Here is a 1,056-nt window from a genome sequence, read left to right on the forward strand (position 1 = left end):
CACTTCATCACCACCAGCCCCTGGGACCCCGCCCACATCCGGGCGAAACTGGCCTGGAAGATGGAAGCGGCGATCCGGCCGAAGGCCCTGGTCTTCGACGACACAGGCTTCCTGAAGGACGGGACCGCCTCTGCGTGTGTGTCCCGGCAGTACACCGGCACCGCCGGCAAGGTCACCAACTGCCAGGTGGGTGTTTCGCTCCACCTCGCCTCCGACCACGCCTCCACGGCGGTCAATTGGCGGCTGTTCCTGCCCCAGACCTGGGACCCCGCTTCGCCGAAAGCCGACCCGGCCAAGGTCGCCCGCCGCACCGCCTGCAGCATCCCGGACGACATCGGGCACGTGGAGAAGTGGCAGCTGGCCCTGGACATGGCCGATGAGACCCGCTCCTGGGGGATCGAGGTGCCGCTGGCCATCGCCGACGCCGGATACGGCGACGCCGCGGCCTTCCGGCTCGGCCTGGCGGAGCGGGGTATGCGCTACGTGGTGGGAATCTCCACCACCATGTCGGCACAGCCCGAAGACGCGGCGCTGGTATGCGAGCCGTACTCGGGAACCGGGCGTCCGCCGGTGCCGAAGTACCCCGACCCTGCCAGGTCGGTGAAAGAGCTGGTCATCGCGGCGGGCCGGAAGGCCGCACGGCCGGTCCAGTGGCGGGAGGGCTCCCGGCCCGGCACGGGCCGCTCCGGCTTCAAGCGCATGTACTCCCGCTTCGTGGCCTTGCGGATCCGGCCCGCCGGACGCGAGATCCGGCAGGCCACCTGCGGCCCGGAGCTGCCCGTGTGCTGGCTGCTGGCCGAGTGGCCCGCCGGTGAGAGCGAGCCGGTCCAGTTCTGGCTGTCCGACCTGCCCGCCGACACCCCGCTGACCACCCTGGTCCGGCTCGCCAAGCTCCGCTGGCGCATCGAACACGATTACCGGGAGATGAAGCAGGCCCTGGGCCTGGCCCACTTCGAGGGCCGCACCTGGGGCGGCTGGCACCACCACGTCACCCTCGTCTCGGTCGCGCACGCCTTCTGCACCCTGCAACGGCTGGCCCAGGCCCCAAAAGACGCG

At 71.0% G+C, this 1,056-nt stretch carries 1 protein-coding gene; it reads left to right on the forward strand.

The features are described 5' to 3' along the window. On the forward strand, positions 1-1,056 hold a 1,056-nt coding region (locus tag ACY34J_RS28980; protein ID WP_462729600.1), incomplete at both ends, for an IS701 family transposase.

This window comes from Streptomyces sp. HSS9-12, from assembly GCF_054963655.1.